This window comes from Mesorhizobium sp. M5C.F.Cr.IN.023.01.1.1, assembly GCF_003997585.1.
In the GTDB taxonomy this organism is placed as follows: Bacteria; Pseudomonadota; Alphaproteobacteria; order Rhizobiales; family Rhizobiaceae; genus Mesorhizobium; species Mesorhizobium wenxiniae.
Map to the genome: position 1 here is coordinate 1 of NZ_RZSU01000179.1, position 8,117 is coordinate 8,117.

Here is an 8,117-nt window from a genome sequence, read left to right on the forward strand (position 1 = left end):
CCGCCATGATGGTCGGCAGCGCCGCCGGCAGCTCTACTTTCCACAGGAGCTGGCGTTTTGTCGCGCCGAAGGCCTCGCCGGCCTCGATCATCGGTTTCGGCACCGAGGTGATGCCGAGATAGGTCAGGCGGATCGGCGCGGGAGCGGCGAAGATGACGGTGACGATGAGGCCGGGAGCGATGCCGAGGCCGAAGAGAATGAGCACCGGGATGAGGTAGACGAAGGTCGGCATCGTCTGCATCAGGTCGAGGATTGGCTGGAGATAGCGGTAGCCACGCTCGTTATGCGCCGCCCAGATGCCGATCGGCACGCCGATGGCCATGGAGGCCGCAGCGGCGGCCACGACCAACACCAGCGTCTCGACGGTTTCCTGCCAGAGATCCTGGTTGACGATGAAGAGGAGGCCGATCGCGACGGCAAGCGCCAGCTTCCATGATTTCTGCAGGTACCAGGCAAGCCCGGCTATGGCGGCAACCAGGAGAACCGGCGGGACGAGCAGCAAAAGATCGACCAACCCGTCGAGAACGACGGTGAGCCCGTCGGCGATACTGTCGAAAAACCATTCGAAATTGGTGGTCAGAAAGTCGAAGAACGTCTTGCCCCACCGCCCGATCGGGATCTTGAAGCTCGAAATCAGTTGCGAAACCGGATCCATGGCAAATGTCCCCTCATTCTACTTCGCCCCCTTGGCGAGTGGGTCGAACCGCGCAGCGGAGTGGGGTGGTCACGGTTATGCTCCGTTCTGCACCACCCCCACCGCGGCGCGTGCCGCGCCGACCCTCCCGCAAGGGGGAGGGTGTAAATCTGCTACGAACCCAGCGCAGTTTTCACGGCGGCCGCGGCGTCGCCGCCGTCGAAGGTCGTCACACCGGCGAGCCATGGGGTAATCGCGTCCGGATTGGCCTTGAGCCATTCGGTAGCCGCGGCCTTCGGGTCGGCGCCATCATTGAGGATCGCACCCATGATCTCATTTTCCATCTTGAGCGAGAACACCAAGTTCTTGAGCAGCGCGCCGACGTTCGGGCATTCGGTGGTGTAGCCGGCCCGGACATTGGTGGCGACGGTCGCGCCGCCGAAATTCGGGCCGAACACCTCGTCGCCACCCGACAGATAGGCCATCTTGATGTTGGCGTTCATCGGATGCGGCTCCCAGCCGAGGAAGACCACGTCTTCGCCCGATGCGGCAGCCTTCTGCACCGCCGACAGCATGCCGGCCTCCGAGCTTTCGACGAGCTCGAAATCCTTCAGGCCGAACTTGTCGGCGGCGATCATGTCGAGGATCAGGCGGTTGCCGTCATTGCCGGCTTCGATGCCGTAAATCTTGTTGTCGAGCTTGTCCTTGAACTTGGCGATATCAGCGAAATCCTTGAGACCGGCGTCATAGGTGTGCTGCGGCACGGCAAGCGTATACTTTGCGCCTTCGAGGTTGGTCACGACCGTCTCGACCGACTTGTCTTCGAGATAGGGCTTTATGTCGGCTTCCATGGTCGGCATCCAATTGCCGAGAAAGACGTCGACGTCCTTGTTCTTCAGCGAGGTATAGGTGACCGGAACCGACAGCACCTGCACGTCGGGCTCGTAGCCGAGCGCTTCGAGGATGACGCTGGCGGTAGCGGTGGTGGCGGCAATGTCGGTCCAGCCGACATCGGCAAAACGCACCGGCTTGCAGCTTTCCGGCTCGGCGGCGAGTGCGCCGCCCGCGGAAAGAAATGCCGCCAGACCGAAGCCGGCGGCGAATAGTTTCATACGCGACATTATGTATTCTCCCATTGTGATCTATCGGCGAAGCGAAGTTGCGGTTTTGTCTCCGCCTTGTTTCGTCAGCCAAACACCATTCTGGTGCGGTTTCAAGCGATAAGACAATCGCGACCAACGGCGCGGGCTGGCCGATCAGCGACACGTTCGCCGCTTTTCCGGTGGAATGTAGGGACGCCCCCTCCCCGCGCCGGGACAACTCGGCTTAAAACGGCGGCATGGCCAAGCTGTACTTCCACTACGCGACGATGAATGCCGGCAAAACGACGATGCTGCTGCAGGCCTCGTACAATTACCGCGAGCGCGGCATGACGACGATGCTGTTCGTCGCCGGCCACTACCGCAAGGGCGATACCGGGCTGATCTCGTCGCGGATCGGCCTGGAGACGGAGGCCGAGATGTTCCGTGACGGCGACGATCTGTTTGCCCGGGTCGCCGAGCATCACGACCACACGACTGTGCATTGCGTCTTCGTCGACGAGGCGCAGTTCCTCGAGGAGGAGCAGGTGTGGCAGCTTGCCCGCATCGCCGACCGGCTGAACATCCCGGTCATGTGCTACGGCCTGCGCACGGATTTCCAGGGCAAGCTGTTTTCCGGCTCGCGCGCGCTTCTGGCGATATCCGACGATCTGCGCGAGGTGCGCACCATCTGCCGCTGCGGCCGCAAGGCGACGATGGTCGTGCGCCTCGGCGCGGACGGCAAGGTGGCGAGACAGGGCGAACAGGTGGCGATCGGCAAGGATGTCTATGTCTCGCTCTGCCGCCGCCATTGGGAAGAAGAAATGGGCCGCGCCGCGCCCGACGATTTCATCGGCTTCACCAAAGCCTGACCAGCGCATGCCGGACGGCGACGCCGCGCTCGGCAAGAAGTCTTCAACAGATGCAGAGACGGCAACCGACCGGGGAAGGAACGGGTGGGGTCTCAGTTTGAGATATGGGGAAACGGCTATATGCTTAGCGGAAAGCACGGGGTCCGGCATGACGTTCAGACGCGGCCGTTACAAAAAGTGGCAAGCATACGGCCGCCCCACGCAAGAGGAAGTACGCCGATCCATTCTCCTCTCGGTGCTCGAACTGGACCGGCCGGTTGCCGAGCTTCAGTCGGTCCTGGCACCGCTTGGCTGGGATTACCCGGAGCCGCTGGTCACGCTCACCTACGCTCACATCCGGAGCGTCCTCTTGCGTTTCCTAGCTGGGAAGCTGGACGCAAAGGACGTGGAGGCTTGGGCCGATTTGGTCGAATTGCGCGATGACATTGAGTTCGCCGATGAGCGGACCTTAGAGGTCATCCACATGCTCTCCACGCCGGAAATCCACTTTGCCATCGATGGGCGACTTGCGGAGTGGCTTCTCTCGCCAAATTCAAGCTGAGAACCGCAATCCGCTGCTTTGTGATGACAGTTATGCTATTGATTTGCGGATGGTGCTGATTGCGCCAATGACCCGCCGCTGAGGCGGGCTTTTTTTGTTTCAGCTTTCGCCGCCTTCCTTATCAGGCCTAATCTTCCGCCTTCCCTTCCCCCTATGCCGCACATATATTCGCGGCGGTTCGCGACACGAACAGATGCCGAAGCGGGAGGCCCCTATGGCGACATTGCAGAATTTCGATGCCGAAATTGCCAAGACCAAGCAGGTCGTGCAGGACATGCGCACCAAAATCGAGCAATCCGGCACGGTGCTCGACACGCTCGCCAAGACCGACAAGAAGATCGGCGACGCCAATTTCGACCTCGAGAACGCCCGCATCGAGGATGTGCTGAAGCAGCAGAAGGTGATGGAAGGCAACATCGCCGACCTGATCATCGGGCTGGAGGACGCCACCAACGTCTTCGGCGCCGAATTCGAGAGCATGAAGAACTACACCGGCTGGGAAAGCTTCGTCGGTATCTTTTCCGACCAGAGCAAGCAGCGCATGCGCACCGACCGCGTCCGCAACATGTCGCTGGCCGGCAATCTGCAGGAGCTGCTGGCGAAATCCGACACCATTGTCGGCATCCTCAAGGCGCAGAAGCAGATCCTTGACCAGCGTTACAAGACCTCCGAGGCCAGCCTGTCGCAGGTGATCGAGCGCCGCAAGGCGACCATGTCCAATCTGGAGACCGTGCAGAAGCGCATTGAGGAGCTCAATCCGATGCTGCTCGACATCGAGAACAAGATCGCCGCCTCGACCAGCCAGAAGGAGCGCACGCAGCTTGAGGGCGAGCGTTCGAAACTGGCCACGGAATACAACGAGAAGCAGGCCAAGGAGCAGGAGCTGCTGGCCGAAAGCCAGACGCTGGAACGCTACACCTCGATGTTCCAGACTTTTGTCGATTCGCTCAACAACCAGATCGCGGCGCAGTCGACGCTGATCAACAAGCTGACCATCGATACCGAGCAGCGCATCGTCCTCTACAAGGCGCTGGAAGATTCGCTGAAGACCGCCGCCCAGCAGGACGTCGCCCACAAGATCAACACCCTGGGCAGCCAGGTCGACAACACCGCCGAGGAGACCATGGCCGGCATCGGCGCTGCCTCGCAGAAGCACATCGGCGATCTCCTCGAAATGCACGAGAAGAACATGGTGGCGACCGCCGACATCCAGCGCCGCAAGAAGCTGGCCGACGATGCCTTCGCCCGCCGCTTCGACGAGGTGCTGAAAAAGCACAATGCGGCAAACTACGTGCAGTCGTAATTGCTGCACTCGTATACCTCCTAAGGGCTGGCTGCATGACCCCCGAAAACGAAGCGGCAACGCGTTATTTCTCGGCGATCACGGCGGCACTCAGCGGCCTCGAAGTGTTCATGCGCGACGATCGCTCGCCGCTTTACCGGCACGGCATCGTCGCCAAGATCGTCGCCGAATATATTGCGCGGCTCGACAACTCCTTTTCCTGCTGGCGCAACCGGCTGGGCTTCATGGAGACGTTCCGAATTTCGCGCGCCGAAAGCGGCTTTCCGGTCTTCCAGAACGTGCTCGAGCTGGAGAACGACCGCCGCCAGGCCGATACGCGGCTCGCCAACATCCCGCTGGCCGGCGAGCTGCGCGAGGAAATGGCCGACTTCATCCTGCGCCACAAGGAATTCCCCGAGGCGCTGCAGAAGTCGATGGCCGAGCGGCTCTATCTGGAGGGCGTCAGGAGCGAGACGACCTTCGGGCCATTCACCTTGGCGCAGACGGCAAAAGTCTCGGTCAATCCGAAGACCGGGCGGCCCTACTATCTCGTCCATTGGGCCGCCTTCGACGGCAGCGCCAACCTGCCGCTGGTCTACATGGTGACGGTCGAGGATTCCTCCGAAGAGATGGTCCGGCAGCTTGTCGACCGCAATGGCAAGCTCAACGACAAGGTCGACATCCCGCTTCCCGTTGAAGGGCTTCTCAATCCCGAGCTTGCCCATCGCTTCGACGACTTCACCGAGAAGAATTCCGCCTATACGCTGTCGCCGGCGACGATCGCCGTCAACCTCGACAAGGATTTCGAGCCGCTCCACCCCAAGCAGCTGCGCCGCGTCGTGCTCGGGCCCTTTTATTCGGCCGGCATCACCGACAACAATTCGACGGTGAGCGACGTGCTGGATAAGGTGCGCAAGCCAGAAAACGCCTGGCTGCTGACCTGGACCATCCAGGAGGTCTATTCGAAGGCCGAGAAGCCGGGCCGCAAGGGGTTGTTTTCGAGCGAGAAGACGACGCAGGAATTCTTCATCGACACCGACGATCTCGAGGCCGCGCGGCAGGGCGTGTCGAGCTACGAAAAGCATGCGCTGATCCCGCATGAGGCCTATCAGGCGCTCTATGCCGCCGGCGAGGCGCAGAAGATCTTTTCAGGCTACAAGGTCCACATCCTGTCCAAAGGACAGGTCATCAGTGACGTCTGACCGTCAAACCGCGGAGCATCCTTCATGGACACCGGCCTGACCACCATTTCGGAAGCGGCAATCGAAAAGCACCGCGCCACGGCGCAGAGCTTCATCACCCGCATCGTCGTGCTGGAGGACCCGTCGCGGGAATCCGGGACCGCACTGGCCGGCACCAATCGCCGCTTCGTCTCGACCGTCTCGGTCGGCTCGGTGCGCCGCACGCGCGAGGTCGAGCTTTCCAAGACCGTCGCCGCCGTCCATCCCGACGACCAGCTGCTGAGCATTGCGCAGCACATGCTGCTGTTTCGCACCCGGCGCGGGCTGGCAATCGCACTGGCCATTTCAGACGTCTTCGCCGAAGGCTCCGACCTCGAAAGCCTGCAGGCGAAAAACGCCCGCGCGCCGCTCGAAGGCGAAGAGGCCGCCACCTTCAAGAAGCTGCTGTCGGCCTCGGCCTATATTTCGGCCTTCAGCTTGGCCTCCTATCTGTTCCAGCTGATCGACAGCGACGGCGAGGCACCGAACGACACGCCCGAGCCGGACTTCTTGTTCGACACCCCGCAGGACGCGGTGAAGTCGATCGTGGCCGGCCTCGACAGGGCGATATCAGGCGCGAAGGACGACGCCGAACTGATGACCCGGGCGCGCGCCTTCGCCCGTGTCGCCATCGACGGGCTTTTGGCGCGAAAGGGCCGCTTCGACGGCATCGGTCCGTTCGAGAACGCGCATATCCGCATCGACATCGACGACTTCACCCTTGACGGCTTCGACGTCGCGCCGGGCAAGCGGTCTAAGCCGCTGGTGATGACCTTCAAGAAACCGGAAGAGGTCGTCGGCAACCACATCGCCAAGTACCAGTCGATCAAGCTCGCCAAGATGCTGATGGCTTACGATTTCGAGCGCGAGCTGAACCCGTTCGTCGAGCTCGGCGGCTTCCTGTTCACCTTCATCGGCGACGGCGCGCCCGGCACCGGCAAAACGACGCTGATCCAGATGATCGCCGGTCTCGTCAACGGTTACTGCCAGGTCGCCGGCTACCCCTTCGCCTACGAGAATTTCGGTGTCGACCAGATCTCCTCCTACCAGGGCAAGTCGGGCCAGAACTGCCGCCAGTTCATCAACAATGTGCTGAACCCGCGCGTCATCGGCTTCGGCACCATCGACGATATCGATCAGGTGGCGGCACGCCGCTCAGACGATCGCGCCTCGGCCGGCCAGCAGGAAATCACCGGCGTCCTGATGGACGCATTCGGGGGTGCGGCCACGGTGGTGCGCGGCAACTGCTCCTTCGGCATGTTCTCCAACTATCCCGAAAACGTCGACGATGCGCTGCGCCAGCGCGCCGGCGCCCGCTGGCTGGTCGATGGGCCACAAACGCGCGACGACTATATCGACATCTTCGTGCTGCTCGCCGGCAAGAACCACAAGATCCCGCTCGGCGACCACAAGCTCTATGCCGCCCAGGAGATCCAGCGCGCGGTGATGGAGGCCTATGAAGAGCACGAGAAGCCCAGGGAAGACGGGCTGATGAAGGTCTATGAGCGTTACATGAAGGAGCACGGCGCACCGAAGTCGATGGCCGACATCGGCACCTATCTGCACATGATCAAGGAGGCCGAGCCCCGCTTCACCGGCCGCGCCATCAAGAACGTCACCGACGCCATCAAGATGCGCGCCATGGACATCGAGCTGCCGGACGAATGGTTCGAGAAGCCGGAAGTTTTCATGCACAAGGGCTACGACGACAAGAAGGCGATGATCGAGGAACTGCGCGGGCCGTTCTCGATGGACATGGTCATGCAGGAGGTCAACCGCTACGCCGACTCGGAGTTCCGCTATTCCGACAAGTCCGACGACGCGGCGGTGACCAAGATGATCCGCGACACCCGCCTGCGCGACCGCGCGGTGCGCGAGATCGAAGAGCTGAAGAAGAAGGGCCTGTGGAATGCTTGAGCTCGGCGTCCCTTCCTTCTCCCCGTTTACGGGGAGAAGGTGCCCGAAGGGCGGATGAGGGGCAGCACCATGCGAAGCAGAAATGAGATGAAAGTCTCAAAGGCCCGGCAACTTCGGAGGGTTGAGAACGATGCCGAGGAAAAGCTATGGAGCGAACTGCGTGGTCGGCGATTGAATGGCCATAAATTCGTTCGTCAGCTGCCAGTCGGTCCATATTTCGCAGACTTCGCCTGCCGTGAAGCCAATCTTGTCGTGGAAGTTGATGGAAGCCAGCACGTAAATCGATCGCGGTACAGGGACGAAACGATGAATCGGAATGGTTGGTCGGTATTAAGGGTGTGGCACGCCGATGTCCTGGCAAGCCGCAAGAGCGTGCTTGATACGATCGTGGCGGTCCTCGACGGTCGACTGGATAGGAAAATGATTGCCATCGACGCAAAATTTCTGCCTTCATCAATCGTAGAGAAAAGATGATGAGCGCTTGCGCCGCCCCTCATCCGCCCTTCGGGCACCTTCTCCCCGTGAACGGGGAGGAGGAAACATGAGCCCCGCCACGAAATCCGATCTGCTGC

8 protein-coding genes are annotated in these 8,117 nt (G+C 61.4%); 6 read left to right on the forward strand and 2 right to left on the reverse strand.

All coding sequences use genetic code 11. The features are described 5' to 3' along the window. On the reverse strand, window positions 1-655 hold a 655-nt coding region (locus EOA78_RS34155), incomplete at its 3' end, for an ABC transporter permease subunit (RefSeq protein ID WP_127319988.1). Between the two features lie 152 nt (window positions 656-807). Then, window positions 808-1,755 (reverse strand): choline ABC transporter substrate-binding protein, encoded by a 948-nt coding sequence (locus EOA78_RS34160; protein WP_127319990.1) that lies wholly within the window; start codon window positions 1,753-1,755, stop codon window positions 808-810. Window positions 1,756-1,973: 218 nt separating this feature from the next. Here EOA78_RS34160 and EOA78_RS34165 point away from each other — a divergent pair, with 218 nt between their 5' ends. The 6 genes from EOA78_RS34165 (at window position 1,974) to EOA78_RS34190 (ending at window position 8,019) form a co-directional block, all read left to right on the forward strand. After that, on the forward strand, window positions 1,974-2,585 hold the full coding sequence (locus EOA78_RS34165; RefSeq protein WP_127319992.1) for a thymidine kinase: 612 nt from the start codon (window positions 1,974-1,976) through the stop codon (window positions 2,583-2,585). Window positions 2,586-2,733: 148 nt separating this feature from the next. Then, window positions 2,734-3,126: a hypothetical protein gene (locus tag EOA78_RS34170; RefSeq protein ID WP_127319994.1), complete on the forward strand. Its 393-nt coding sequence runs from the start codon at window positions 2,734-2,736 to the stop codon at window positions 3,124-3,126. A 214-nt stretch (window positions 3,127-3,340) separates the two neighbouring features. Further along, window positions 3,341-4,429, forward strand: a complete 1,089-nt coding sequence (locus EOA78_RS34175; protein ID WP_127319996.1) for a hypothetical protein — start codon at window positions 3,341-3,343, stop codon at window positions 4,427-4,429. 35 nt (window positions 4,430-4,464) lie between these two features. Continuing rightward, the gene (locus EOA78_RS34180; RefSeq protein ID WP_127319998.1) at window positions 4,465-5,610 is read left to right on the forward strand and encodes a hypothetical protein; all 1,146 of its coding nucleotides are present in this window, start codon (window positions 4,465-4,467) and stop codon (window positions 5,608-5,610) included. 24 nt (window positions 5,611-5,634) lie between these two features. Further along, the gene (locus EOA78_RS34185; RefSeq protein WP_127320000.1) at window positions 5,635-7,545 is read left to right on the forward strand and encodes an ATP-binding protein; all 1,911 of its coding nucleotides are present in this window, start codon (window positions 5,635-5,637) and stop codon (window positions 7,543-7,545) included. A gap of 69 nt (window positions 7,546-7,614) precedes the next feature. Beyond that, window positions 7,615-8,019, forward strand: coding sequence for a DUF559 domain-containing protein (locus EOA78_RS34190; RefSeq protein ID WP_127320002.1), 405 nt, complete (start codon window positions 7,615-7,617; stop codon window positions 8,017-8,019). The last annotated feature ends 98 nt before the right edge of the window (window positions 8,020-8,117 follow it).

Bases quoted from the DNA above. Each gene is read 5' to 3' on its own strand.
- EOA78_RS34180 (WP_127319998.1), top strand. From the start codon at position 4,465: ATGACCCCCGAAAACGAAGCGGCAACGCGTTATTTCTCGGCGATCACG.
- EOA78_RS34190 (WP_127320002.1), top strand. From the start codon at position 7,615: ATGCGAAGCAGAAATGAGATGAAAGTCTCAAAGGCCCGGCAACTTCGG.
- EOA78_RS34165 (WP_127319992.1), top strand. From the start codon at position 1,974: ATGGCCAAGCTGTACTTCCACTACGCGACGATGAATGCCGGCAAAACG.
- EOA78_RS34170 (WP_127319994.1), top strand. From the start codon at position 2,734: ATGACGTTCAGACGCGGCCGTTACAAAAAGTGGCAAGCATACGGCCGC.
- EOA78_RS34160 (WP_127319990.1), bottom strand. From the start codon at position 1,755: ATGTCGCGTATGAAACTATTCGCCGCCGGCTTCGGTCTGGCGGCATTT.
- EOA78_RS34175 (WP_127319996.1), top strand. From the start codon at position 3,341: ATGGCGACATTGCAGAATTTCGATGCCGAAATTGCCAAGACCAAGCAG.
- EOA78_RS34185 (WP_127320000.1), top strand. From the start codon at position 5,635: ATGGACACCGGCCTGACCACCATTTCGGAAGCGGCAATCGAAAAGCAC.